Source organism: Paenibacillus sp. E222, assembly GCF_013401555.1.
GTDB lineage: Bacteria > Bacillota > Bacilli > Paenibacillales > Paenibacillaceae > Paenibacillus.
The window spans coordinates 5,471,468-5,498,077 of sequence record NZ_CP058552.1 but is presented as its reverse complement, the minus strand read 5'-3'; the positions used below and the strand labels follow the sequence as shown (position 1 = coordinate 5,498,077).

Below are 26,610 nucleotides of genomic sequence, written 5' to 3'. Positions count from 1 at the left end.
AAATCTTCTCATGATTAAGTTACTATCGTAGTTGTAACTTTTGAGGAGGCTTCAAAAATGAATAAAAAAGTATATGTTCTGGCAATCGCGGCCTTTGTGGTGGGTACCGTTGAACTCATATTAGGCGGGATTCTGGACTTGATTGCGACAGATCTTCATTTGACCTTGGCCAAAGCCGGGTATTTAATTTCGATTTTCTCACTTGTCTATGCGTTATCTGCGCCTATTTTGTTAAATATGACGGCCAGATTCGAACGTAAAAAAGTTTATATGTGGACTTTATTCGTTTTTCTAATCAGTAATCTCATCTCTGCCTTTAGTGTCAACTTCTATATGCTCTTGGCAGGCAGAGCATTGGGGGCGGCAACAGGCTCATTGATTTTTGTACTATCACTAACGCTCGCTGCACGTATTGTGGAGCCTCAGTATAAAGGGCGTGCTGTGGGAATTATCACGATGGGAGGAAGTGCATCACTGATTTTGGGTGTACCTCTCGGGATCTTTGTAGGTAACCTCGCCGGATGGCGTGAAGTGTTTATGTTGATTGCGATTCTAACTGCAGTAGTCATGGTTGCCATTGGCATTGCCATGGATCGTGTGCAGCCAATTCCGGCCGTATCCCTGAAGAAGCAGCTTACGGCTCTATGGAATCCGAAAATGCTGGCAATCCATGTTACAACATTGCTTGTGCTCGCAGGACACTTGACGTTATATGCGTATTTCACACCATTTCTCCAGGAAGCGCTGGGAGCCAGTTCAACCATGGTTACCTTTATCTATATGATGTTTGGTATCGCTGCCGTAGCAGGCGGCGGCATTGGCGGCATCTTATCAGATCGCTTGCACCCGGCCAAAGCCATTATTATCGTGCTGATCCCCTTTATGATAAGCATGGCGGTTATTCCGTTTAGTACCGGGCTGCCTTTAATTGCTTTCTTGATTTTGCTAAGTATATGGAGTGCCTTAAGCTGGACGGTTACCCCGGTACAGAATAGTCTGATTATCAAAACCTCACCGGCAACGGCTGAAACGTTAATTAGCACCAATTCAGGCATTGCACATGCCGGTATTGCTCTGGGAACCTATATCGGCGGGGTGGTTATCGATCATTCTTCCATTATGTATACAGGATGGGTGGGATCGATTCTAATCCTGATGGGTCTGGTGTCAGCCGTTTATGCAATTAGTCGCAAGGAGCAAACGGTTATACGGTTACTTGATTAATTGAAATTAACCCCTATAATTAAAATGGTTTTATAAAGTGTTTTAATATATAGAGAAGAGCTGGAGGCACAAGAATTCATGACTGAAAAAGAGAAATCACAACTGGGACTGCTGTATAATGCGAATTACGACAAAGAATTGATTGATGAGCGTATGTACGCGAAGGGGCTTTGTTACGAGTATAATCAGCTTCATCCAGGCAAGATCACCGAGAGAGAAGCGCTGCTCAAAAAGCTGCTTGGAAAAACGATGGATCGTTTCCTGATCGAGCAGCCGTTTGTATGTGACTACGGCTATAACATAGAAATTGGTGAGAACTTCTATAGCAATCATAATATCGTTATGCTGGATGGAGCCAAAATCCGGTTTGGTGACAATGTTTTTGTTGCTCCGAACTGTGGATTCTACACTGCGGGTCATCCTTATGATGTGGAACAACGTAACGAAGGTCTTGAAATTGTAGGTCCCATCACAGTGGGCAATAATGTATGGATCGGTGGCGGCGTGACTGTGCTTGCGGGTGTGACCATTGGAGATAATACAATCATCGGGGCAGGCAGTGTAGTTACCAAAGACATTCCTTCTGATGTAATCGCTGCGGGTAATCCATGCAGAGTTATTCGCAAAATAACGGAAGCAGACAAAACGAAGTATAGCAGAAGCTAGTTACCAAGTGTATACGAAACCCTTAGAATACCCGATGTTCTCATCGGGTATTTTTAATACCTCTGGAGATATTGTATAGTTACTACATTGGAGAAGAAACTATGGAGTAGGGGTGCTTATGAAAATAGCGAACGCGTATTTGATGAAAGAAATTAATATAAACCATGTACGCCAGGTCATGAAACGGGTGGAAACAGCAACCAAGCCACAACTGGCCTCCTTGACCAAGCTCAGTGTCGTAACTGTAAATTCACTGGTAAAAGAGTTGTGTGACCTGGGTGAACTGTTTGAAGATCAGACAGTGCCTTCCAATGGGGGGAGACCGGCGTTAACCTACCGATATAATTACGATTTCAGCTTGGCTTTGGTCATGTATATCAACGAAAAGCAAGGGCAGGACCTGATTACGGCCACCGTCATTAACCTAGAGGATAACATGGTGTTCAGAGAAGAATATACGATGCCTACGTTTGATCAGAAACACTTCTATGAGATCATTGGGAACGTATTGGCTCTGCATGATTCCATTAAAGTGATCGGTATTGGTATTCCAGGGCAAACCGTGAATGGGGAAATTACGGTGAGCAGTCACCAGCAGTTAGAAGGCATCCGAATGACTGAAGATCTTGAAGCACAGTTCGGATTACCAGTCATCATGGAAAATGATGTGAATGCTGCAATTAGCGGATATTGCGCCAAACAAGAGTTGGACGAGGACCTGTGTGTCATCGGAATGTATTTTCCAACCAAATATCCTCCAGGCATGGGCATTTATCTGAACGGTAAAGTGATTAAAGGAAAACTTGGCATGGCCGGGGAAGTCAAATACCTTCCAATGGGAGTGGATTGGTATAGCCCAGTGGAAGAGGAAGTGTTTATTGAAACGGTATGCAGAATGATTCAAACGGTTAATGCAATTCTTGCTCCAGACCAGGTAGTAATCTATCAGAAGTTGGTTGACCAAGATGCAGTTATTCAAGCATGGGAAAAGTATCAAGCCAAGCTGTCGATGCCATCCGATCCTGGCCTTGTTCTGATCGATTCTTTCCAGGAAGACTTTGAAGCCGGAATGAGATGGTTAACATTGAAAGCGTTGGAGCCAGCCTTGGTCCAATTTAACTGAACGTACTATATGAAAAAAAATTCCCAGCAGAAAACAATGCATCAATACATCGGGTACCCAATGCTTGTACTTGATTTCTGCTGGGGGAGCGCAAGTTTGCACCTGCTACAGGTATATCATATGCTTAACGTTTCAGGCTCTTGCCATTGCTGCCAATCACCTCTTTATACCAGTGGAACGACTTTTTGCGATAACGTTCGAGTGTTCCTGAACCATCGTCATGGCGATCAACATAAATGTAACCATAACGCTTTTTCAATTGTGCTGACGAAGCACTGACCACATCAATACAACCCCAGGACGTATATCCCATAACTTCAACGCCATCTTCAATGGCTTCTGCGACCTGAACGAGATGATCATTTAAATACTGAATGCGATAGTCATCTTCAACGGTCTTCTCACCATCAGGTCCGGTAATAAGCTCGTCCACAGCACCCAGTCCGTTTTCCACAATAAAAAGTGGTTTCTGATAACGGTCATAGAACATGTTCAGCACATACCGCAGTCCCTGCGGATCGATCTGCCATCCCCATTCACTTGCAGGCAAGTAAGGGTTAGGTATACCGCCAAGCAGGTTACCTTCCCCTGCAACTTGTTTATTTGGATCAGCCGTTTGGCAGACACTCATATAATAGCTGAAAGAAATAAAGTCGACGGTATGGAGCAGCATGTCTTCATCGCCATCTTCCATCTGAATCTGGATTCCATTTTCACGGAAGTAACGTTTCATGTATCCAGGATAACGGCCTCGCACATGCACATCTCCGAAGAAATAATTGCTGTGTTCGAATTCCATCACTTTAATCATATCATCGGGATTCGGTGTTAGCGGATAGGTCGGCATACTGAGCATCATACAACCAATCTGCGCATTTGGGATGATCTCATGACAGAGCTTCACAGCAGAAGCGCTGGCTACAAACTCATGATGAATTGCCTGATAAAGATCTTGTTTGCTCAACTTCTCTTTTGGTGTGTAGATACCACCACTCATGAAGGGTGCTTCCAGAATCGAATTGATCTCGTTAAATGTGAGCCAGTATTTCACTTTATTTTGATAACGTTTGAATACGGCAGTCACATAACGCTCGTAGAATCCGATCATCTTCCGATTGACCCAGCCATCATATTCTTTGGAGAGATGGAGAGGTGTCTCGTAGTGTGAAAGGGTGACGAGGGGTTCGATTCCGTATTTAAGACACTCGTCAAAGAGATCATCATAGAATTGAAGACCTTCTTCATTGGGTTCCAGCTCATCGCCCTTGGGGAAGATACGGGACCAAGCAATGGAGGTGCGGAATACCTTGAATCCCATCTCGGCGAACAGCTTGACGTCCTCTTTATAACGGTGATACAGGTCAATCCCGATCAGTTTCATGTTATCTTCAGTGGGTTCTTCGGTAATGGGACCCATAATACCTTTGGGGGCCACATCCTGAGTGGACAATCCTTTGCCACCTAGATTATATGCACCTTCGGCCTGGTTGGCGGCAATCGCACCACCCCACAGAAAGTTTTTGGGGAAATTAAAGGATGGATGTTGAGATTGACTCATAAGTATCGCTCCAATCGTTAAGAATTCGTTGTGGATGTTACATACAGCAGCACTGTATAAAAAAAGCTTAAACGTTGGAACGGGTTACACGTCAAGTTTTACTTTTTATTTATTTTGAGGCAAACTGTAAATCATTATAGATAGTCAGCAAGAAAGGAGACTTCATGTGTCCAAGTTCGATGAAATTATGAAGCTGTCCGGCTACTCGAAAGCCACGGTGTCCAGAGTAATTAATCATTCGCCGCATGTGAGTGACGAGGCCCGGCAGAAAATAACGGAAATCATGAAACAGCTCAACTATATCCCGAACCGAAATGCCGTTTCGTTATCCACCGGACAGACCAAGCAAATTGGAATTGTCACATCCGCAACCAACGAGATTATCCTTACGTTCATGAATCAATTCATTGATACAGCGATGGATTATGGATTTCAGACCCTGATCTATACTTCGCGTGGAGATAAAGAGATTGAATTGCAGGCGTTCGAGGATCTGCGGAGTAAACGGGTGGATGGATTGGTGATTATGACCTGTGTTAATCATCCAGACAAACTGAAATCCTATTGCGAGTATGGTCCGATTGTATCCTGGCAGCGGATGGGGAATGACGAAATTCCGTCAGTGGCTATGGATCAGGCACAAGGCTACAGGCTGGCTCTTGAACATCTGGTGTCCAAAGGATATATACGCATTGCCAATGCCTTTGGTAGAGCAGAAAGCCTGAATACCCAAAGTCGGCGGGAAGCCTATGAATCATTTATGGCAGATAAGGGGCTGCCTGTATTGCGTGAAGCTTATCAATATTCCGTGTTCAGTTCATCTGATGGCGAAGAGGCGATGCGAAGAATGGCTAGTGGACCAGAACTTCCTCAAGCGGTGTTATGTTCGAATGATTATGCTGCAATCGGAATCTGGTCCGAAGCACGCAAACAGAATATACAAGTTCCCGAACAACTTGCCATTGTTGGTTTCGATGACATTGAACTGTCTCGTGTGCTTGGAATAACCACTATACATAATCCCATTGCAGAACAGGCTACGCAGGCCTTTCATCAATTATGGGCCGTCCTTGGCAAGCAGGAGCTGCAGCCTCGGCAATTGGAATTTCATCTGATAGAACGTGCGACTACCTAAAATTTTTTTTGGGGGGAAGTACGTCATTGCTTACGAAAATTCTTACACCATTTGAAGCACGTAGTATAACAAAGGAGGGATAATTATGGCACGTGTTTTATTTATTAACGGTGGATCAGAGGGACATGTCAATCCAACGATTGGTGTGGTACAAGAACTTATTTCACGAGGGGAAGAGGTTGTGTACTTCACTATAGAAGCGTATCGGGAACGTATGGAAAAGACAGGGGCTGTAGTCCGAACCTTTGACGGTCAAAAATTTATTAAAGCTTTTATCTCAGGTGGCAGAGATTATTTGCTTGAACGAGTCAACGGTCTTTTGCTTACGGCAGATATCGTCATTCCGAGTGTCCTTGAACAGATTAAGGGTGAACAATTTGATTACATCGTCCATGATTCCATGTTTGGCTGCGGACGTTTGCTTGCGCAAATACTGAAGCTGCCTGCAATTAATTCATGCACTTCTTTTGCGCAGACCGAAGAATCATTCAATCATTTGATGCAACACTTTTTCTTAAATGTTCCTGCCGAAATCGCTCAACCTATAAACGATACATTCCATAGTCTGACGAGCAGGTTACAAGAAAAATATGATGTAGAGATTGCTTCTCCCTACGAAGTGTTTTGCAATCCCGCACCGCTTACCATCGTATATACAACAAGGGAATTCCAGCCTTATGGAGATGCATTCGACCATACCTATAAATTCGTAGGACCGTCTATTTTTTTCAGATTAACGCATGAAGACTTCGACATGGAAGCAATTAAAGGGAAAAGACCTATTTACATTTCACTGGGTACAATTTTTAACCAGGCTCTTGATTTCTATAAGCTTTGCATGGAAGCATTGGGGAATACCGAGCATACAATTGTCATGTCTGTAGGGGATAGAACACAAATTACGGCACTGGGAACAATTCCGGAAAATTTTATCGTTAAACGTTATGTTCCACAAATGGATGTATTGCAGTCCGCAAAATTATTTATCACACATGGCGGGATGAACAGTACCAATGAAGGTTTATATTACGGGGTTCCCCTCATTGTACTCCCTCAGAGCGCGGACCAGCCGATCATCGCTGAGCAGGTTGTTAGCAGGGGAGCAGGCATCAGCTTACAAATGCAAACCTTGACTGCCAATCAGCTCCATGAAACGGTAGATCATGTGTTGAAGGTTCCTTCTTTTGAGAGAGCTGCTGCGAATCTGAGGGAATCCTTTCGAAAATCAGGCGGATATCATTATGCTGTTGATGCGATTTTCGAATTTAAAACTCAACATCACCTGCACGGATAGTTCAGTCATTAATTATTCAAAATTGAAGCATTTCCGAACCAGAACCATGCGGTATACTGAACAAGACGTTTCAAATGAAGCTGCATTAGTACAGATGATGTGGCTTCAAGTTGAAACATCTTGTAACAAGTTACATAATTCACATACTATCCGCTGGAAAGGTGAGATTGAACAGGATGAAGACGGTCACAGGTCGATTCAGAATTGCAGGCATATGGGAAGGTGTATCCTTACTGCTGTTGATTTTTGTAGCCATGCCGCTAAAATATTTTGCCGATATGTCTTCCCCGGTAGCGATTATGGGTATGATTCACGGTATTCTTTTTCCACTATATCTGATCACGCTTGTACATTTGGCTGTTGTGAAGAAGTGGAAAGCTTCACGCTGGTTCATGGGCTTGGTAGCAGGTTTATTGCCTTTTGGAACTTTTGTATTCGAGTCCTATCTTCGCAAGAGAGACTGGAAGTAAGGGTTGCAGAAAAGAACAATGACAATGACAGCAGGCGACCAACTCCGGATGTTATCCGAACGGGTCGCCTGCTCGTTTCTGTGCAAATTCTTTTCTTGGAAAGAGTGTGAACGCGTTATTTTACGGTGCCTGTTTCACGATCCGATAGCAGGCTAACTCCAATATTACCAGAGGCATCAGATGCAGGTGCATACGCGGAGAAGGAGATAACAGCAATGAGGGCAGTAAGCAGAAAAAGAAATGATTTTTTCATACAATAACCTCTTTTCATATGGGATGATCTTCCAACTATATTTTAATGCAAACAGGCTGTGTTTGAAAAGAAAAGTTTAGGCGAGCGCGAGATTTGTACAGTTAGACATTCGTGATAAACTAGGGTTTAACTCTAGCTGTCAACTGACCGAAAGGGATGATCCTTATGAGAGAGCTTAATGACATAACATCCATAGAAATGATCGAAGAGATGATTCAACAATATGAATTGGTCTTTTTGTATGTATCAAGGCCAGAGTGCAGTGTATGTCATGCTTTACTTCCCAAGATTAGGGAGTTACTTGAACCTTATCCGATGGTGTATCTGGCCCACATCAATGCCAACCAAGTGGAAGAGGTGGCGTCCAGGTTTCTTATTTTCACAGTTCCCACGATGATTATGTTGGTGGAGCAGAAGGAATATATTCGAGCTGATCGTTTTGTTCGCTTGCATCGATTGGAAGAGCAGGTACAACAAATTTATCATATGTACACGCAGAATGGGGAACAAGAAGCATGATTATCGGCAGCTCACAGAGGAGCTGCTTTTTTACATATCTGTCTCTAACGACAGTGCTAAGCAGCCATGCCATGATCATAGCAAAAGAATGTGAAAAATAATTAAAAGAAAAAGTGTTGTATTGAAAACGGTTTTATGCTAATTTAAAATATATAAAAACGTTTTTATAGCAAAGGACCAAAAAATTATGGGAAAGATTACAATTAAAGATGTTGCACGGGAAGCCGGGGTATCCATTTCTACGGTTTCCAACGCCTTGAACGGCGTGGATGTCTTAAACCCAGAGACCAAATCACATGTCCTGAAGGTTGCTGAGCGTTTAAACTACGTTCCCAACCTGAACGGCAAGCTGCTAAAATCCGGGCAAACCAAGATGCTGGGCTTTTTCACCACAAGTGTGTCGGGTCCGTATTTTTATAAGCTGGTTGAATCCATGTCTCGCGAATGCGATCGTCTGGGTTACGGGCTCAATGTGTTTGTGACCAAGGATAAGCAGGTCATTATGAGTAATATTCTGGGTCGACGTGTGGATGGTGTCATCATCTACGAAGAACTGCGGATTGATGAGCAGGATATTATCGCTATGGAGAAAGACAAGATCAAGGCTGTATTTCTGGATCGGGTCTATCAGAGCGATACGATGGGAAGCGTCATTTTTGACTCCTATGTAGCGGGTTACGAAGCGACCAAATATTTAATTGGACTGGGACACAAGAAAATTGCCTACATATCCGGCGTGGACACCATGTTTGACAGTAATCAGCGTAGAGATGGTTATCTGGCCGCTTTGCGTGAGTACCAGCTTCCAATGGATGATGATTACATCTTACAGGGATATTTTGAGGAAGAGGGCACCTATAGTGCGGTAAAATCTTTTCTTCATCTGCATCCTTCCAAGCTGCCTGATGCTTTTCTTGCAGGAAACGATGTAAGCGCAATCGGCTGCATTCATGCCCTGAAGTCTCATGGCTTCGAAGTTCCTCAGGATGTAAGTGTAGTAGGCTTCGATGATATTGATATTGCCCAATATTTTTCCCCGCCATTAAGTACGGTAAGAAACCAGATTGCAAGGCAGGGTATCCTGGCGGTCAATCACCTGGTTCGCATGATCAAGAAGAAGGAACATGGGGTTTCACAGAAACTGGCGGGTGAACTGATCATACGGGGTTCAAGTCATGTGAAGATGGACCGGAGTGATTTTTCAACATAGGTGATTCAATCATTTCCGGTCTTTTTTAATTATAGATTTGAGATTAGGGGGTTTTTTTGTCGGAAAATAAAAACGTTTTTATGATGGAATGCTTAAGTTGGAGGGGAGCAAAAGAGCGTGAGTAAATTAGCCGTAGAGACGTCGTCCACCGGTAAAAAGCCTGTAGGACCGGGGGGAAGGAAGACAATTGGACAAAAAGTAAAAGAGTTTGTCATCGATTATCGAAGACAATGGGAAATTCAATCGATGATTATACCCGGCATCATTTTTATGATTATTTTTTGTTACATTCCCATATACGGATTGACGATTGCATTCAAAAATTACACCGTCATTGATACGTTGTCTAGCGCACCGTGGGTCGGTTTGGAAAATTTCAGAATCATTATGTCCGACAAATACTTCTGGGATGCTGTAGTGAATACGCTGGGGATCAGCTTTTTGAAATTGGGTATCGGGTTCGTTATTCCTATTATCCTGGCGATCATGATCTATGAACTGAACAGCGGACGCTTCAAAAAGTTCGTGCAAACGATTTCATATCTGCCTCACTTTCTGTCCTGGATTGTATTGGGCGGTATGCTGATCACCTGGTTTTCAACAACGGGATTATTTAATCAGCTGTTACTCAGCTTGGGACTGATCTCGCAACCGCAGAACATTTTGCTGGATGCAGGCAAGTATTGGTGGATTGCAGTTTTATCCGATATTTGGAAAGAGGCCGGATGGGGAACGATTCTGTATTTGGCGATTATGTCGAAAATTGATCCTACGTATTACGAAGCAGCCAAAATTGATGGTGCAAGCCGTCTCAGACAAATCTGGAATATCACATTGCCTAACATGAAGTCGATCATCAGCCTTAATCTGATTCTTACTGTAAGCGGTTTACTTGGTTCCAATCTGGACCAGACACTCGTTCTGATGAACTCGCAAAACCGTGATAAGGCAGAAGTTATCAATTCGTATGTATACCGTATGGGGATGTCACAGGGTGACTTTTCGTATGCTACCGCGGTTGGTCTGGGCGTCTCGATCGTGTCCGTTATTCTGCTGGTCACCGCGAACAAAATTACAAGCAAATTAAACGATAATCAATCTGTGCTGTAGAAGGAGGCATCCCGTGTGAATGGAAAGGTGGCTAAAGAAGATCTCGATAGTCGGATCTTTGATACCTTAAATATTATTTTACTCGTTATTTGTACTGTCGTTATTGTGGTTCCGCTCTGGAATGTCATCATCTCTTCTTTTAGCTCGGGCAAGGCTTTGGCGGAAGGCGGGTTCATCTTCTGGTCACCGGAGTTCTCGCTGGAGAACTATAGAGCCGTGTTCAACGATTCGAGCATCTGGCAGGCGTTCTTCATCTCCGTGTCCAAAACAACAATCGGAGTTGTTACACACGTGTTCTTCTGTGCCATGGTCGGCTACGGTCTGAGCAAAAAGTACATACGTGGCCGTAAACTGTACGTTGCCATGGGGGTTATCACGATGTTCTTCTCAGGCGGAATGATCCCAACGTACTTATTGATCAAATCACTCGGCTTGCTCAACAGCTTCTGGGTGTACATTATTCCGGCATTGTTCAGCTTCTATGATGTCGTCATTCTGATGAATTTCTTCCGGAATGTACCGGATTCCCTGGAGGAGTCTGCCAAAATCGATGGTGCAGGAGACTGGCATATTTTCCTCAAAATCTTCATTCCGCTGTCCATGCCAGCGATGGCAACCATTGCATTGTTCAATGGGGTGGGGCAATGGAATGACTTTATGACAACCAAGTTGTACATTACCGATCAGTCGCTGTATCCACTTCAGATGATGCTGTACGAGATTATTGTTCAATCCCAAACACAATCCATGCAAAATGTGGGCGGCTCGGCAGTCATCGAAACAACGACGAAAGGGGTGCAGCTGGCCACGATTGTTATTACCACGCTGCCGATTGTACTGATCTATCCCGTCCTTCAAAGATACTTTATCTCGGGTATGATGCTCGGTGCAGTCAAGGAGTAAAAGAAATCCAAGCTTGTTCGAAAGTTCGCTCTATTCAATATTTCTCACCTAACCTTAAGGAGGAAACAATATGTTCAAGATGAATAAGGCAGCAGGCCAAAAAGGCGTTAAACTGTGCGCGGCATTGCTGACAGCGGTGATTATGATTACAGGCTGCAGTGGTGGTTCAGGGGGTTCAAGCGAAGGCAACTGGGTTTCCATTGAAGACCGCTATACAGTCGATCCGGAAAAACCAGCGTGGCAGCTCGATAAAAAGGAAGAAGTCACGGACCTTACCTGGTATGTTAATGCGGACTGGTGGAACACGGATTTCGGCAAAGACATTGTGACCAAAAAGATCAAGGAAGATCTGAACATCAATATCAAATTCATTACTGGTGATGACACGAAATTGAATACATTCTTTGCCGGTGGCGACATGCCTGACCTGCTGACCGTGTTTGACTCCAACTCTCCTGTAGTGCAAAAAGCTGCAACCTGGGCTCTGCCGCTGAATGATCTTGCGGAGAAATATGATCCATACTTCAATAAAGTCGCAGCTGCGGATACCCTGAACTGGTTCCAGCTGGCTGATGGCAAGACCTATGGCTATCCGAACTACTCCAATACTCAGGCCGATTATGATAGTGGCAACATCCCGGCCAAAACGGCCTTTATCATCCGTAAAGACGTGTACGAAGCTTTGGGAAGCCCTGTCATGGGAACGCCAGAGGAATTCGAAAATGTGATGAAACAGATCAAAGAAAAGTTCCCAACGCTGATTCCATTTGGTTTTAACTCAATCGGGGAAGGAACAGGTTCACTCGGAGATACGTTGCAAGACTTCATTGGTGTGCCGCTTGAAACTGAAAATGGAGAATTCTATGATCGCAATCAGGATGAAGATTATCTTACATGGCTGAAGACTTTAAATAAGGTATACAGAGACGGAAATATCAGTGATGACAGCTTTGCTGATGATGGTACGGCTTTTGAGGAAAAAGTGAAATCTGGAAAATATGCAACGATGCTGCTGGATGGCACACCTCAACAGGGTGGAAATCTGCAAATTTATCTGAGTGCCAATGAAGGCAAAGAGTATGTAGCCGTTGATGGACCGCAAAGCACTAAGGGTAATGCACCAACACTCAATCAATCCGGCATTACAGGCTGGATGATCAACTTCATCTCCAAAGACGCCAAAGATCCAGCTAAAGCCATTCAAATCTTTACGTATCTGCTGAGTGAAGAAGGTCAGCTTCTGATGAACTATGGTATTGAAGGCGAGACGTATGAAAAGAATGCAGACGGTACGGTTGAGCTGCTGCCAGCTGTGAAGGATCTGCAGCTGCACAATGCGGACAAATTCAAGAAGGAATACCGGATGGGCGAATTCATGTTCTTTGGTCATGACCGTCACAAAGCACTGAGTGCGGATGCATTCCCGGAAGCGATTAAACAAATGCAAGAGTGGGGCAAAGGCAAACTGAAACCACACTTTATTCTGGAGAATATTAGTCCGAATCAAGGAACACCTGAAGCACGTGCGTTGTCAGCGATCAACGCCAAGTGGAATTCAACACTGGTAAGCATGGTGCGTGCCAAAGATGATGCCTCTTTTGACAATGCACTCGCTGCTTACAATTCATTTTTAGGTGAAAACCGTTGGGATGACATCGTGAAGGTCCGTAGTGAGAAAATGAAGCAAAATAAAGAGAAATTGGGTATCCAATAAGAGGAATATGGAGGGAAAGCATATGACGAAATTGAAAATGTACAAATCCACGGGAGAAGATGCATTGTTTGTATCCGTCTCCCAGGATCAATTAAAACCGCAGGACTCCGGCAAGGAGACTACAACCATCCTTCTGGATGATCAGCAAACGTATCAGGAAATGGATGGATTTGGGGCTTCTTTTACGGACTCATCTGCCTATCTGATCAACCAGATATTAAGCGAAGAGCAGAGAGCTGAAGTCATGACCCGGTTGTTCCATCCCGAGGAAGGCATTGGATTGTCGGTCATCCGCAATCCGATGGGAGCTTCCGACTATGCCAGAACCGTATACAGCTATAATGATCTGCCAGAAAATCAAACGGACCCGGGATTATCCGGGTTCAGCATTGCACACGATGAAGCGGATGTTATTCCTTTGACTCAAAAGGCTTTGGAGCTGAATCCTGAATTGAAGCTGTTCGCTTCTCCTTGGAGCGCCCCGGGCTGGATGAAAACTAGCGGCTCCATGATTACAGGTCAATTGAAACATGAGTGGTATCCGGCATATGCCGACTATTTTGTGAAATATATTCAAGCCTACGCATCCCATGGATTGCCTATCCATGCAGTAACACCACAGAATGAGGCACTTTATGAACCAGGACATTATCCCGGCATGTTGATGCCAGCTGAAGCCCAAGCAGACTTTATCAAAAATCATCTCAAGCCGGCTTTGGTCCGCAACGACATCCAAACCAAAATCCTCTGTTATGATCACAACTGGGATCGTCCGGATTATCCGCTGACAGTACTTGATGAGGCGGCAGAAGAGGTAGATGGAGTCGCGTGGCACTGGTATGGGGGCGAGGCCTCGGCACAAACTAAGGTGTATGAAGCCTTTGCTGGTAAAGAGGTCCACTTCACTGAAGGATCAGGCGGGGAATGGATTCCTCCATTCGAGCAGGCTTTCTCCAATGTGATCAGAACAGGTATTGAGATTCTTCGCAATTACAGCAAATCTTTTGTGCTCTGGAATATGGCACTGGATGAGAACAACGGTCCTACCGTTCCTGGCTTCGGGAAAAGTACATGCCGCGGCATTGTGAAGGTTAACCAGCAAACAAAAGAGCTTACCTATACACTGGACTATTATGCCCTGGCTCATTTCAGTGCATTGATTCGTCCAAAGGCTGTGCGGATTGACTCTTCCTCCAATGAGGCATCCATCCGTTCGGTTGCCTTCAAAAATACGGATGGTTCGATTGCCGTCGTTCTATTCAATGATGGAGAGCAAACCGGAAATGTGCAGGTGAACCTTCGCAATGATGAGCTTTTACACCTGCAATTGGAATCCAAAGGGGCCTTGTCCATTTTGATCAACCCTGAATAAGTCGTCTTAAGGTGCCAACGAACCTACTACACCTTAAACGGCGAATTTTCAAGGAATGCACATTTTAACGAACCTCAGTGACGTTATTCCGTTACAAAACGGGGTTATAACCTTAAAAATTGGCCCCATTAACGAAATAACGTCTCTGTAATTCGTTAGATCACAGACCTAGGCTAATAGAAGCAAATAGCGTGTACCAGATTCGTTAAAACAAAATAACGATAACAAGGGGATGTCCATCGTCATATTCATGACTTTTGGGACATCCCCTTTATACTACGGCCTATATTACGTGCGAAACCTACACGCGTTGAATCGCTAGATTTGGTGTTCCTCCGCTCTCATCAATAAACAGAACATACTTATTCCCGCTGGTGCCTGTTAATACTAGACCCGGCTGATTAAGTACACCGGGATTATAATATAATAGCTGCTGGATGAGTGGCAAGGCAACTGGATGAGTCGGCTGATTCATCGCCATGAGCTGAGTTGTTGCTTTTACACTGTCTCCTGCCTCGATAACCCCACCGACACCCAGATTATTTGTAATGGAGGAGCTGTCGTTAATCTGCAAGCTGCCAGCAACCGTCTGTTCTCCATTCACCTGCAGATCCAAGCCAATGGTTACATTACCGTTTACCTGCAAATCCTGATTAATGGTTTGATTTCCCGTGACAAGAATGCTATCGAATGTTGGCAATCATATCAACTCCTATCTGGTTTGATATATTTTATGAGGACAAGAACCGGATGGACACGGGGTTGTGGCACATTTAAAGACACGGGTGAAGCCCATCTTTGAATAGTTATACACCTAAAAATGAGGCAATAGAAACCTAGCCAAAGACAAATGCATATTGTAGGCAATGAGAGTTAATCCGCTTCGTGATTGGAGGGTATGGTCATCAAAAAAAGGAGGCGTATGCCAGCCAAGTCCCCAAAGAGTCGGCGTCCTGTCCAGCATCCCAATCAGGTATACCTCAGACAAATGAACGCAACATTGAACCGAAAACTCAAATCAATCCGGCGTCATCTGGTGTTACAGCAATCGGATCTGCAACAGCATCTTATGAAAATGATTCAGGACGGTAAGGAACAGTCCATGGCTAGTGAAGACAATGGGAATATTTCGGATTCTCCCCGTGTTCAGTATAAACAGCTGAAGGTCCTCCTGATTACTCCTTCAATAGAACGAAAAGGTTCTGCGAACTCTATTCTGATTGAACAGAGCTTGAGGCATTTGGTTCAATATGTTAATGAAATCAAAACGATTCAGTCGTTGGCAGATCATACGGCGGGGCAGGATTTGGATTTGATTCTGGTACTGGATGGAGAAGATGCTCTGTCGAATCAGAATTTGGAGGCGTTGAGGACATCATCTGCCAAAAAGGCGATTTGGTTGTCGGACCAGTCGGATGTAAAACAGATGGAATCAATCATCCCTTTTTTTGATTATGTGTTTACACAGCATTCGACCCAGATTCCCTCGGATCAGCATATGGGGAATGTCTCATGCCATGCCATACCTTTTCCACCGAATCCCGCTGTGTTCTGTCCACAGGTGGTGGGAAGAGAATATGAATCCGATGTTTATATCATTGGGGATGCACACCCAGGCAGCTGCCTGTTTGCTCTTGCCACTCATGCGTGGTTATCGGATAAAAGAGTGCGAGTTGAAGGACAGGGGTGGGAGAGATTCGGTGCATTTGTGCCCGTGCAACCTCATGAAATTCCGGAAAAGTTATACAACGGCACCAAAATTGTTGTTCAGGACAACTCTTCCGTTAGACATATCATGGAAGCAGCTGCGTGCGGTACATTTCAACTTATTTCGGCTTCTTCAAGCGGCCCTTTGAACACGGATGATTTCCAACGCTATGCAACATTTGAAGAGCTTGTACAGAAGCTTGGACATTATTGGGACCATGTGGATCAACGAAGATTAGCTGCCTCCAGGGCACTTTCTTATATGAAGTACAATCAATCCTATCTTCATAAAAGTTTGCAGCTTATGGATATTATTTTCCAATGAATATGTCTGTTAATTGGAGGAGTCCTGCTTGAAGCTTATTGCATTACACTTACCTCAATTTCATCGGATTGTGGAGAATGACATGTGGTGGGGGGACGGGTTTACAGAATGGACCAATGTAAAAAAAACAATCCCCCTTTATCCAGGCCATCTGCAACCCAAAAAGCCATTGCATCAGAACTACTATGATTTAACGGACCCCAAAGTACGCAAATGGCAGGCTGACACGGCCAAAAAGTACGGAATATACGGATTCTGTTATTATCACTACTGGTTTAAAGGAAAACGATTGCTTGAAAAGCCGTTTGATGAGATTTTGGAAAGTGGGGAACCGGATTTCCCTTTTTGTTTGTCATGGGCTAATGAAACGTGGACACGCAAATGGGATGGACGCGAATCGGATATTCTTATTTCTCAGGACTACGGGGAAGAGAGTGACTGGAAACAACATTTCGACTATCTAATCAGAGCGTTTAAGGACAAACGATACATTCGTGTAGAGGGAAAACCGCTATTTCTGATTTATCGGCCTGCAAGCATACCTCGATGTCAGGAAATGATTCATTATTGGCGTAGGCTTGCGATAGAACACGGGCTGGAGGGTATTCATTTTGTGCAGACGATCGGTGGATTTCCTACCTTTAATCAACCTGTCTTTGACGCAAGCATGGAATTTGAGCCCCACTATACGTTTGCACATGGTCATATGAATGGAATCTGGATTGAACTGGACATCCAGGGGCAGAAGCACATTGTGGTGAACTACGATAAAGTGTGGTCATCCATTCTCGAAAGAACACCTCACCGAAACGGGGAAGTCGTATATCCTGGTGCATTTGTGAATTGGGACAATACACCGCGCCGATCGATTGATGGACAAAGTACAGTAGGGTCAACTCCTGAAAAATTCGGCTTGTATTTATCGCGACAGATAACGAGAGCCAGGGAATTGAACAGCAGTGGCTTCCTGTTTGTCAACGCATGGAATGAGTGGGCGGAAGGGGCGTACCTTGAACCCGATGACGATTATGGGTACGCCTACTTGAGAGAGGTCAAAAGAGTGGTTGAGCAAGAAGCGGGCAAGCGCAGCAAGATATGACAATGGAGTTCCCTGTGTGGGGCTCCATTTGCTTTTGGGCAAGTGAAATGATGTCATCTTTGTCGATGTTCAGACCATGATTTGTTTGCGGTACTCCGTTGGATTAAGACCAGTATGCTTTTTAAATTGCCTGGAGAAGTAATATAAGTCACTAAACCCAAGGTGCTCTGCAATGGCAGTAATTGTTTTTGGCGTACAGGTCAGTAGTTCTTTTGCCTTTTCCATTTTTTTGCTGGCAATGTAGTGCATGGGTGGAACACCGATGTGCTGTTTGAAGAAACGAATGAAATAATTGGGATGCATGTATGCAATCTGAGCCAGATCCCGGACAGAAATATTTTCTTCAATATTGGAATCAATATAGGCCAGTATCGCAGATATTTTCTCCACAACAGGCACATTGATATAACTAATCTGTTCCTGATCCACATGCATAATGTAGTGGGACAACAACTCTATTAATTTGCTTTTTGCCATCATATGCGCATAGACTTCACCGGATCGGGCGTAATCAAGAATGCTGTTGAATATTTCCTGTATCAGCTCGGGCCGATCCGATGAACAGAAGTGGGGGAAGTTCAAAATTTGAAATAGGTTGATGCCTCCAACCTTCGCGCTGAAATGACACCAGTACTTGAGAAAAGGACGATCACTGATGGCAGAATAAGACTGCGTGACCCCTTCCGGCATCAAAAAAAGCTGTCCCGGTGCAGGATAATACTCCTGATCGCCGATCTTGAGCCAGCCCTCGCCCTCACAGATCAAATAAAATTTGCTGTAATCGGGTGTGTAATCGATGTCCCGCCAATCCGTATCGCAGCGATTGAAGTTGACCATGAACAATTCAATTTGCAGATTGGACAGGTAGTTTGTGAGCAGTGTCTGATGATTCATGATCCTCATCTCCCCTACAAGGTTAGTATTGTCCAAGCAAAAGTTAATGTTCTGCATGTTTATCTGTTCAATCAGCTACTACAATACAAGTGCAGCCGATAACGGAAGGGATGAGAACCGAATGAGAACAATGCTGGACAAAAATGAATATTTGCAGCAGATCGACAAAACGATTGCCGAAGGTAAGTATAAGGACAACTGGAATTCACTTAGCGCATTCGAGGTTCCCGAGTGGTACAAGAACGCCAAGTTCGGTATTTTCATACATTGGGGTCTTTACTCGATCCCTGCTTATGACAGTGAATGGTATTCACGAAATATGTATATCGAGGGCTCCAAAGCGTATGAGCATCACCTTGCTGTCTATGGTCATCCCAAGGCGTTTGGCTATAAGGATTTCATTCCGATGTTCCGCGCCGAGAAGTTTGACGCAGACGAGTGGGCAACACTTTTCAAGCAAGCAGGAGCCCGATATGTGATGCCTGTTGCGGAGCACCATGATGGCTTTCAAATGTACAAAAGCTCCATCTCTCACTATAACACATATGAAATGGGACCCAAACGGGATTTGCTGGGTGAGATGAAGGTCGCGTATGAGAAGCAGGGACTTACCTTGTGTGTCTCGTCACACCGTGCTGAACATTGGTTTTTCATGTCCCATGGAAAAAAATTTGATTCAGATGTTAAGGAGCCGCTCAAACGCGGTGATTTCTACTGGCCTGCCATGCCAGAACCGGATCATCAGGACATATACGGCTCACCTCCAACGGATGAATATCTGGAAGATTGGCTGATTCGTTGCTGTGAACTGGTGGATCAATACCAGCCGAGCGTTTTTTATTTTGACTGGTGGATCCAGACGGCAGCGTTCAAACCTTACTTGAAAAAGTTCAGCGCCTACTACTATAACAAAGGTGAAGAGTGGGGCATTCCGGTAGCGATTAACTATAAACATGATGCCTTTATGCTCGGCTGTGCCGTTCCCGATGTGGAGCGTGGACAATTCGCCGATCTGAAACCGTATTTCTGGCAAACGGATACGGCTGTCGCCAAAAATTCCTGGTGTTATACAGAAAACAACAACTATAAAACAGCGGATGAGATTATTAGGGATCTCGTCGATATCGTGAGTAAAAATGGCAGCCTGCTGCTGAATATCGGTCCAAAAGCAGATGGCAGCATCCCGGATGAAGACAGAGATATTTTGCTTGCCATAGGTCAATGGCTGAAAGTGAATGGCGAGGCGATCTATGACACGACGTTCTGGCGAACGTATGGGGAAGGGCCGACCGAGGTGAAGGAAGGACAATTTACAGATGGCGAGACCAAGATCTTTACAAGTGAGGACATTCGTTTCACTGTAAAAGAAAGCTGCCTTTATGCCACGGTTATGGCCTACCCGGAGAACGGGATTGTTCATATCCGTTCGTTGAAGGAAAACTCTCATCATTTCCATGGACTGATTAGGGACATTCAGGTATTGGGCTTCGAGGAACAACCGGAATGGAGCAGAACGGAAGAGTCCTTGACGATCACGACAAGGAACGTGCATAGCGGCTCACCCGTTGTATTTAAAATAGAGCTGGATTAAGAGAAAAGATCAAAGGGCTATAACCAGCAGCGATATGTACTGGTTATAGCCCTATTCCTTGTGCGATTCAGCAATGAATTACACTCGTTTGCGGGTTGAAGAAGATCGACGGAGCATTCTTCGCTTTTTGGACAGACGACGTACCTTCGCCATACGCTGCCGCTTCAATAAGCGCTGCCGCATATGACGAGGCCGCCTTTTTTCTATTGGTTTGAGAGGGGATGTCATTTGTATTGGTGGCAGTTCGCATGGTTCTTCCGTAGTTTCCATCAACGCTCTGTAGTTTATTGGCACAATGCCCAACGCCTGTATCGTTCGGGGAACATCCTGACTGACAAACACGGCAAGCTCATGCTCGCGAATGTCCAGCCAGTTGGAGATTTCACGCAGAGCATCATCGACATATCCCGGATGACATACAATCTCGGTTATGCCATCTGGGAGCGTAGATAAATGTTGAAGCATTCGCTGCAAACCCTCATGATCTCCATAAGTATCCAACAGAATCGTATCCGTCATCCGAGGGGCTGGCATATCAGGGCTTGCGTGCCGGACTTGTGATCTCCGAAGCGGGATGTTTTCACGGATGGCTTTCTTCGCCATGATTTTGAATATGATGGGATCGTTCTGATGCAGCAGCTGGTGGGAATCGAGATGTGTGGGTGAAAGAAACGCTTGAACCAAAACGTTCCATTGAGCATCGAGTTCTTTGGCAATATCAGCGAAGTCTCGTATTAAACCACACTGGCCATGATGAAAAGAACCGTCAGGATTCACCAAAGAAGGCACAAGGGCCGGATCGGACACGGGTCTCCCGTAAGTCAGGTTAAAATGCAAACCGATTCCGAGGTCCGGCAGTGACCTGGCTAAACTCAGTGCATGATCAAAGCCCGGCATATTCACCATCATCGAGGTACTCGTAATTCCACCCGCCTGATACGCTTGAATAATTCCCTCATTAACGCCGGGAGACAGCCCGAAATCATCCGCATTAATGATCACTTGCTTGCTCATACCTCTGATCTCCTTCCTCACGTTGAGAACGAATCATTTTCCATTTCCCTAATATATTAAAGGTCACAAGGTATGGACCGTTCATTCGCACAGGCCTGATAAAATACTTCGAATGCTTTCTTGTCCAGGATATATCATGTTCGCTGGTAGAAATAATCGAGTCGCAGGTAGAATACATTTAATGTAAACGTTGTTACGGATTGAGAAAAATAGGGGTATCCCGTTCAGAATCGGTCCGTTAATATGGGGAGGGAAAGATTGTTGAAAAAAAGAAAAATCGTAAGTACGCTGGTGTTGTTCAGTTTCCTAATCGCTTTGCTGCCTGGCACGACGACCAACGCAGCGACCAACTGGAATTTGGTATGGAGTGACGAATTCAATGGAAGTTCTCTGAATACGTCGAATTGGTCTGCAGAGATTGGTACCGGCAGCGGTGGATGGGGAAATAATGAATTGCAGTACTATACGAATCGCACCGAGAACCTGCAAGTTACAGGTGGCAATCTGGTCATCACTGCACGTAAAGAAAATTACAATGGCAGCAGCTATACCTCCGCACGAATCAAAACCCAAGGTTTGAAGGATTTTACTTACGGGAAGGTTGAGGCACGCATCAAGCTGCCGTCCGGTCAGGGGCTGTGGCCTGCTTTTTGGATGCTGGGAAGTAATATTAATTCTGTCGGCTGGCCCAAGAGCGGAGAGATTGACATTATGGAGCGGGTCAACAACAATGCTTTTGTAAACGGTACCGTGCACTGGGATGCTAACGGGCATGCCGATTATGGAAAGATATCGGAGAATCTTGATTTTTCCCAATTTCATGTGTACAGCATCGAATGGGATTCCAAATATATAAGATGGTTTGTGGATGGCAAACAATTCAATGAGTTTTACATCGAAAATGGAACAGGCAACACCGAGGAGTTCCAGCGTCCGTTTTTCCTCCTGTTGAATATGGCTGTGGGCGGGAATTGGCCTGGAAGCCCTAATAATGCAACACCTTTCCCATCACAAATGCTGGTGGATTATGTGCGGGTATATCAAGCAGCGAGTACACCGAACATTGTCAGCGGAGGCCTCTATACGATCGGTTCCAAAGCAAGCGGTAAAGTGTTGGATATCGTGGATGTATCTACGGCAAGCGGAGCCAAAGTACAACAATGGACCAACTATAGTGCGAGTAACCAAACGTTCAGGGTCGACAGCACTGGAGATGGTTTCTATAAACTCACGGCTGTTCACAGCGGAAAAGTTCTGGATGTGCCTAACTCAACAGCATCACCCGGCGTACAGCTCCAGCAATGGGATGATAACGGCTCTAACGCCCAAAGGTGGAGCATCCAGGATGCGGGTAACGGTTACTACAAAATCATTTCCAAGGTGAATGGCTTGGCAGTAGATGTGTCGAGCTCTTCAACGGCGGATGGGGCTGCGATCCAGCAATGGAATGATAATGGTACAGATGCACAACGATGGTCGTTTAACAAATTGAATTAATTAAATGGCAATACGTTTAGGTGTATTCATCACAAAACTTGATGTTGTCGGCTATGCAAGTGGTGGCGTGAACATCACCTGATTTCGTTTGATGATCAAAAAAATAAAAAATCACGAAACAGGCTGCAATCCATATTTTAGTGGAGGCAGCTTGTTTTTTTGTTCGTTTAGGTTTATCTTCGTCAGAAACAGGATTGAATGAAAGATATGTGCGTGGAGGGAACCATGAATATAGATCAGCTCTTTTTCCATATTTTATACTGCAACTCAAGGAAACCGAATGAACTTCGGACATTTTCAAATAAAGGGGTGAGGACGCTCCAACATCACGAACTCATTTTTATTACAGGTGGCAAAGCGGAAATTACCATTGATAGGAAAAGACATACCATTCAGGAAGGCGTCCTGATCTACCTTCAGCCGGATGTCCCTCACTTGATAGAGATTGACCTTAAGAATCCCATAAGTTTTTTTTCGGTTCACTTCAGTTATGTCCGGATCGAGCAGAATGACAATATATGGACTGTAAACGAGGACGTTGAGATGTTTCCCTTGCCCGCTGTCCAGCAATTACAGGACTATTATCAATTGGAAGAAGTATTTAAACATATGGTAGACACCTGGTATACGAAATTACCGGGTTATGAGTTTAGCACCAAGTCCTTACTACAGCAATTGATTATCGCGATCGGCCAAAATATAAAAAAACGTCATCGTAATTACGCCACATCCTTGAAAGTGGAAAAGATCATTAACTATATGAATCAACATCTGCATCGTAAAGTCACCTTGACCGAATTATCTGAGCTGGTGCAGCTATCTGCCCCGTATTTATCAAGAGCCTTCAAAGAGATTACAGGATATTCCATCATCGAATTTTTTAACAAACTGAAGATGGATAAGGCGAAAGAGATGATCCTGGAAGGAAACAACAAAGTGAAAGAGGTGGCGCAGTTACTTGGTTACACGGATGAGTTTTATTTCAGTAGGCTTTTTAAACAATTGGAAGGAATGAGTCCATCGGAATTTTACAGCAAAAATGTCCATGGAGTTTAACATAATGCATGGTGCATAGCCGTTCTGATCGCTAAGATGAGGATATGATTCTGAAGCAGGAGGAAGGCTTGTTGATATGCCGCTGTGGAAAAGAAATTTGATTGTATGCTGGTTCGGAATGTTTGTGACCGGAGTAGGCATGAGTCAGATCGCACCGATTTTGCCGCTGTACATCAAGCAGCTTGGTGTGAATGACTCAGCAGCGATTGCCCAATTCTCCGGAATTGCCTTTGGCATCACGTTTGTGCTTTCCGCCATTTTCTCCCCCATATGGGGAGCGGCTGCCGACCGATGGGGAAGAAAACCGATGCTGCTTCGAGCCAGTTTGGGCATGGCTGTAGTGGTAGGTTGTATGGGGTTCTCAACGAATGTGTACATGCTCATTGGACTTCGGCTGCTACAGGGTGCCATCACAGGATATAGCACCGCCTGTACAACGCTGATAGCGACCCAAACCGATTCCAAACATGCGGGCTATGCTTTGGGCACACTTTCAACCGCCAACATCGCAGGTTCCTTGATCGGTCCAACAATTGGTGGGTTCATTGGGGTAAATTGGGGCCTCCAGAATTCGTTTTTTATAACGGGTGGTCTGATGATGGTCGCCTTTATTACGACCGCTCTATTTGTGAAGGAATCGTTCACGCGAGAGGACAAGGTGGTGCTTGGCCTCAGGGAAGTCTGGCGAAAAGTGCCCGAGAAAAGTCTGACGATTCACTTGTTTGTTACTTTTTTTGTACTCACTGTGGCCTTATATTCGGTGGAGCCTATCATTACCGTGTATATTACGCAGCTTTCCGGTAACACTTCGCATGTTGCTCTGTTGGCCGGAATTGTGTTCTCGGCATCAGGACTCGCCAATCTCATTGCGGCACCAAGAATGGGCAAGCTATCGGACCGAATAGGTGCGCAGAAAGTAATACTGGCTGCTCTTCTAGCTGCCGGAGTTCTCTTCATAGCGCAGGCTTTTGTAACGAGTCCGTGGCAATTGATGGGTCTGCGTTTTTTATTGGGATTGGCAGCAGCCGGACTGATTCCTTCGGTGAATACGCTGATCAAAAAAATTACACCGGCTTCCCTGACAGGTAGAATGTTTGGTTTTAATATGTCAGCAGGATATCTGGGTGTATTCGGCGGTGCCGTTTTGGGTGGACAAGTGGCCGCCTGGATGGGAATACGATATGTGTTTCTCATTACCAGTGCATTGATATGGATCAATGCTGGCTGGGTGTATTTTAAGGTATACAGAAAACTTGAAACAAATGGGAGAGAAGATCATGGAAAACTTGAACAAAGCAGAAGCTGAACAAATTTCAGCTGAAAAAACAGCGTTGGTTGTGATTGATTTGCAAAAGGGGATTGTGAATAGCCCGCTGCAGGCTCCACGCACAGGTGAGCAGGTGGTGGAGAATGCAGCCAAGTTAGCAGAGGCTTTTACGGAAAAGGGAGCCTTTGTCGTGCTTGTAAAAGTATCGTCCGTTGATGGAAAAGACATGTTAAAGCCAAAGACGGATATGGAACGGGGAGCGATTCAGTTTAGCGCAGACTGGGATCAATTTGTGCCTGAAATGACTGCCCATACTCCTTATCATACGGTTTCCAAGCGTCAATGGGGTGCTTTCTTTGGTACGGATCTTGATCTACAGTTGCGCCGTCGGGGAATAGATACCATTGTATTATGTGGTGTTTCCACGTCAATCGGCGTGGATACTACAGCCAGAGAAGCTTATCAGCATGGTTATCAACAGATTTTCGTAGAAGATGCAATGACAGCTGCTACCAAGGAAGAGCATGACTACGTTTGTAAAACCATTTTCCCCAGATTGGGTCGGATTCGCTCCAGTGAAGAAGTGGTTACGGCACTGAAATAAGATAAGCCGGGTATATAGCCAAGGATTCTGACAAGACAATTTCCATCAACAAAATTCTAAAATGCTCAAAAAGGAGACATCTGATCAGATATCTCCTTTTTTGGAGTTTGCCATAAATGATTAGAACAAATTATTGGCCGCAATCAGTAATAAGAGAATCCCGCTGACAAGCGTTCCGAACTGTCCCAATGTGAATGAACCAATACGAATGTTAGCCGCTTTGGACCCCATCCACACACCAAACCATACGGTAACAAAACTGCCGATCACTGCGGTGAGGGAAATTCAATACTGTGATGAGATTACACCTGAGAATGATCGTTCTCTGATCGGCAGTGCATTGTTATACTTTATTTCGTCTGCCGACCTGATTCCCGACTATCTCTTTCCGATTGGTTATCTGGATGATGCGATCGTTGTGTATCTGGTGTTGGATCGTCTGAAGCAGCGCACATAACATGATTGGCTTGGGAGAACCTACAAAGAACGGCGTGAAGTTTCTCACGTCGTTCTTTTTGATGTCCAAATGAATCAGACATAGTTATAAAGAACTGTCTGGGACAATCAAAAAGCCGAGTTGTTCGCATTTGTGAAAAGCGGACGAATAAGGGAGAGTCATTAGACTTATAAAAGCATTAAAAAGGCTTATTTTCTATTATTTTCTATAAAAGTGCTTGTATATCTCTTTTTGTGACTCTATAATATACCATAAATATACAATTAGATTCTAAATTTTATATTATATGTAATTTTAAGTGTTGGTTTGTACATAGGCAAAGAAATCTCCTGATCTACTCAGATCCATAATACTCCCATGTAAAGTATGCGTTCTTGCTAACGCCGGTGATTACCCTCCTTAAATGCATGCAAATAAACTTCCGCGCACAAGATGGATTGATCTGAAATCCACCTCTTTCATATAGCTGAAATTGGCTATCTATTAACTTTCACATACGATGTAATTTCATTACCTGTCCTGTAAAGGAGGTGAGGCTTGGTGTAAAT

Annotated in this window: 24 protein-coding genes and 2 pseudogenes; 20 read left to right on the top strand and 6 right to left on the bottom strand. The window is 44.5% G+C overall.

The annotated features are described in order from the left end of the window. Nucleotides 1-57: 57 nt before the first annotated feature. The 3 genes from HW560_RS24390 to HW560_RS24380 all read left to right on the top strand — a co-directional run bounded on the left by HW560_RS24390 (nt 58) and on the right by HW560_RS24380 (nt 3,013). Entirely contained in the window at nt 58-1,224 is a 1,167-nt protein-coding gene (locus HW560_RS24390) for an MFS transporter (protein WP_179264979.1), read from the top strand. A 78-nt stretch (nt 1,225-1,302) separates the two neighbouring features. Continuing rightward, nucleotides 1,303-1,890: a sugar O-acetyltransferase gene (locus tag HW560_RS24385; RefSeq protein ID WP_179264978.1), complete on the top strand. Its 588-nt coding sequence runs from the start codon at nt 1,303-1,305 to the stop codon at nt 1,888-1,890. A gap of 118 nt (nt 1,891-2,008) precedes the next feature. Continuing rightward, nucleotides 2,009-3,013, top strand: coding sequence for an ROK family protein (locus HW560_RS24380; RefSeq protein ID WP_179264977.1), 1,005 nt, complete (start codon nt 2,009-2,011; stop codon nt 3,011-3,013). 124 nt (nt 3,014-3,137) lie between these two features. On the opposite strand, the gene HW560_RS24375 is transcribed toward HW560_RS24380, so the two are convergent. Next, complete coding sequence (locus HW560_RS24375; RefSeq protein WP_179264976.1) at nt 3,138-4,571, bottom strand: glycoside hydrolase family 1 protein; 1,434 nt, start codon at nt 4,569-4,571, stop codon at nt 3,138-3,140. Between the two features lie 166 nt (nt 4,572-4,737). Between HW560_RS24375 and HW560_RS24370 the strand changes: the two genes are divergently transcribed. The 3 genes from HW560_RS24370 (at nt 4,738) to HW560_RS24360 (ending at nt 7,470) form a co-directional block, all read left to right on the top strand. Continuing rightward, nucleotides 4,738-5,706, top strand: a complete 969-nt coding sequence (locus tag HW560_RS24370; RefSeq protein ID WP_179264975.1) for a LacI family DNA-binding transcriptional regulator — start codon at nt 4,738-4,740, stop codon at nt 5,704-5,706. Between the two features lie 85 nt (nt 5,707-5,791). Beyond that, on the top strand, nt 5,792-7,000 hold the full coding sequence (locus HW560_RS24365; protein WP_179264974.1) for a macrolide family glycosyltransferase: 1,209 nt from the start codon (nt 5,792-5,794) through the stop codon (nt 6,998-7,000). Nucleotides 7,001-7,176: 176 nt separating this feature from the next. Further along, nucleotides 7,177-7,470: a DUF3817 domain-containing protein gene (locus tag HW560_RS24360; RefSeq protein ID WP_090897315.1), complete on the top strand. Its 294-nt coding sequence runs from the start codon at nt 7,177-7,179 to the stop codon at nt 7,468-7,470. Nucleotides 7,471-7,585: 115 nt separating this feature from the next. On the opposite strand, the gene HW560_RS24355 is transcribed toward HW560_RS24360, so the two are convergent. Next, entirely contained in the window at nt 7,586-7,723 is a 138-nt protein-coding gene (locus HW560_RS24355; protein ID WP_177185693.1) for a hypothetical protein, read from the bottom strand. Nucleotides 7,724-7,888: 165 nt separating this feature from the next. Here HW560_RS24355 and HW560_RS24350 point away from each other — a divergent pair, with 165 nt between their 5' ends. The 6 genes from HW560_RS24350 to HW560_RS24325 all read left to right on the top strand — a co-directional run bounded on the left by HW560_RS24350 (nt 7,889) and on the right by HW560_RS24325 (nt 14,551). Next, a complete protein-coding gene (locus HW560_RS24350) occupies nt 7,889-8,242 on the top strand; it encodes a thioredoxin family protein (protein WP_090897318.1) in 354 nt (117 codons plus the stop codon). 187 nt (nt 8,243-8,429) lie between these two features. Next, entirely contained in the window at nt 8,430-9,452 is a 1,023-nt protein-coding gene (locus HW560_RS24345) for a LacI family DNA-binding transcriptional regulator (protein WP_111618905.1), read from the top strand. 117 nt (nt 9,453-9,569) lie between these two features. Further along, nucleotides 9,570-10,562 (top strand): ABC transporter permease, encoded by a 993-nt coding sequence (locus HW560_RS24340; RefSeq protein WP_179264973.1) that lies wholly within the window; start codon nt 9,570-9,572, stop codon nt 10,560-10,562. Nucleotides 10,563-10,577: 15 nt separating this feature from the next. Beyond that, nucleotides 10,578-11,465, top strand: a complete 888-nt coding sequence (locus tag HW560_RS24335; protein WP_090897325.1) for a carbohydrate ABC transporter permease — start codon at nt 10,578-10,580, stop codon at nt 11,463-11,465. 70 nt (nt 11,466-11,535) lie between these two features. Further along, nucleotides 11,536-13,179 (top strand): type 2 periplasmic-binding domain-containing protein, encoded by a 1,644-nt coding sequence (locus tag HW560_RS24330; protein ID WP_179264972.1) that lies wholly within the window; start codon nt 11,536-11,538, stop codon nt 13,177-13,179. A 22-nt stretch (nt 13,180-13,201) separates the two neighbouring features. Beyond that, nucleotides 13,202-14,551 carry a glycoside hydrolase family 30 protein gene (locus HW560_RS24325; RefSeq protein WP_179264971.1) on the top strand — a complete coding sequence of 450 codons (1,350 nt, stop codon included), beginning with the start codon at nt 13,202-13,204 and terminating at the stop codon, nt 14,549-14,551. A gap of 301 nt (nt 14,552-14,852) precedes the next feature. On the opposite strand, the gene HW560_RS24320 is transcribed toward HW560_RS24325, so the two are convergent. Further along, complete coding sequence (locus HW560_RS24320) at nt 14,853-15,251, bottom strand: hypothetical protein (protein ID WP_090897333.1); 399 nt, start codon at nt 15,249-15,251, stop codon at nt 14,853-14,855. Between the two features lie 222 nt (nt 15,252-15,473). On the opposite strand from HW560_RS24320, the gene HW560_RS24315 reads away from it, so the two are divergent. Next, nucleotides 15,474-16,583: a glycosyltransferase family protein gene (locus HW560_RS24315; RefSeq protein ID WP_090897335.1), complete on the top strand. Its 1,110-nt coding sequence runs from the start codon at nt 15,474-15,476 to the stop codon at nt 16,581-16,583. Nucleotides 16,584-16,611: 28 nt separating this feature from the next. Continuing rightward, the gene (locus tag HW560_RS24310) at nt 16,612-17,682 is read left to right on the top strand and encodes a glycosyltransferase WbsX family protein (protein ID WP_090897338.1); all 1,071 of its coding nucleotides are present in this window, start codon (nt 16,612-16,614) and stop codon (nt 17,680-17,682) included. Between the two features lie 69 nt (nt 17,683-17,751). On the opposite strand, the gene HW560_RS24305 is transcribed toward HW560_RS24310, so the two are convergent. After that, the gene (locus tag HW560_RS24305) at nt 17,752-18,576 is read right to left on the bottom strand and encodes an AraC family transcriptional regulator (protein WP_090897341.1); all 825 of its coding nucleotides are present in this window, start codon (nt 18,574-18,576) and stop codon (nt 17,752-17,754) included. A gap of 130 nt (nt 18,577-18,706) precedes the next feature. Here HW560_RS24305 and HW560_RS24300 point away from each other — a divergent pair, with 130 nt between their 5' ends. Continuing rightward, entirely contained in the window at nt 18,707-20,167 is a 1,461-nt protein-coding gene (locus HW560_RS24300; protein WP_373565013.1) for an alpha-L-fucosidase, read from the top strand. A gap of 78 nt (nt 20,168-20,245) precedes the next feature. On the opposite strand, the gene HW560_RS24295 is transcribed toward HW560_RS24300, so the two are convergent. After that, the gene (locus tag HW560_RS24295) at nt 20,246-21,181 is read right to left on the bottom strand and encodes a carbohydrate deacetylase (RefSeq protein WP_179264970.1); all 936 of its coding nucleotides are present in this window, start codon (nt 21,179-21,181) and stop codon (nt 20,246-20,248) included. Nucleotides 21,182-21,424: 243 nt separating this feature from the next. Between HW560_RS24295 and HW560_RS24290 the strand changes: the two genes are divergently transcribed. The 4 genes from HW560_RS24290 (at nt 21,425) to HW560_RS24275 (ending at nt 25,605) form a co-directional block, all read left to right on the top strand. Beyond that, nucleotides 21,425-22,678: an RICIN domain-containing protein gene (locus HW560_RS24290; RefSeq protein ID WP_167434799.1), complete on the top strand. Its 1,254-nt coding sequence runs from the start codon at nt 21,425-21,427 to the stop codon at nt 22,676-22,678. Nucleotides 22,679-22,903: 225 nt separating this feature from the next. Continuing rightward, nucleotides 22,904-23,734, top strand: a complete 831-nt coding sequence (locus HW560_RS24285; protein ID WP_090897351.1) for an AraC family transcriptional regulator — start codon at nt 22,904-22,906, stop codon at nt 23,732-23,734. Between the two features lie 76 nt (nt 23,735-23,810). Then, the gene (locus tag HW560_RS24280; protein WP_090897355.1) at nt 23,811-25,040 is read left to right on the top strand and encodes a multidrug efflux MFS transporter; all 1,230 of its coding nucleotides are present in this window, start codon (nt 23,811-23,813) and stop codon (nt 25,038-25,040) included. Then, entirely contained in the window at nt 25,012-25,605 is a 594-nt protein-coding gene (locus HW560_RS24275; RefSeq protein WP_090897359.1) for a hydrolase, read from the top strand. Before HW560_RS24280 ends, HW560_RS24275 begins: the two co-directional genes overlap by 29 nt. Before the next feature lie 120 nt (nt 25,606-25,725). Here the strand turns inward: HW560_RS24275 and HW560_RS34505 are convergent. Further along, nucleotides 25,726-25,890: pseudogene (locus tag HW560_RS34505) on the bottom strand (sporulation membrane protein YtaF); the annotation flags it as partial. Between the two features lies 1 nt (nt 25,891). Between HW560_RS34505 and HW560_RS24270 the strand changes: the two are divergent. Then, nucleotides 25,892-26,062, top strand: a pseudogene (locus HW560_RS24270) (YkvA family protein); the annotation flags it as partial. Between the last annotated feature and the right edge of the window lie 548 nt (nt 26,063-26,610).